The 255-nt window shown below is 49.8% G+C and carries 1 tRNA gene and 1 rRNA gene; both read right to left on the bottom strand.

Going from position 1 to position 255, the window contains the following annotated elements:
- Window positions 1-30: 30 nt before the first annotated feature.
- Window positions 31-107: transfer RNA gene (locus tag BTA35_RS17635), tRNA-Ile, on the bottom strand.
- A gap of 88 nt (window positions 108-195) precedes the next feature.
- Window positions 196-255, bottom strand: a 16S ribosomal RNA gene (locus tag BTA35_RS17640); the annotation flags it as partial.

The following is a 255-nucleotide window of genomic DNA, read 5'->3' on the forward strand; positions in this document are numbered from 1 at the left end:
GAGATACTTTAACGAGGTATCACGCAAAATTGGTAGGCCTGAGTGGACTTGAACCACCGACCTCACCCTTATCAGGGGTGCGCTCTAACCAGCTGAGCTACAAGCCTACGTTCAGCCTAGCGACTGTACTCTTCTTTATTCTTCAGTCAGATAATTCATGTGGACACTTTACCGGGATAACCTGGAGATGTCGTTTAAGGAGGTGATCCAGCCGCAGGTTCCCCTACGGCTACCTTGTTACGACTTCACCCCAGT

This window comes from Oceanospirillum linum (genome assembly GCF_001995095.2).
Taxonomy (GTDB): domain Bacteria; phylum Pseudomonadota; class Gammaproteobacteria; order Pseudomonadales; family Halomonadaceae; genus Oceanospirillum; species Oceanospirillum linum.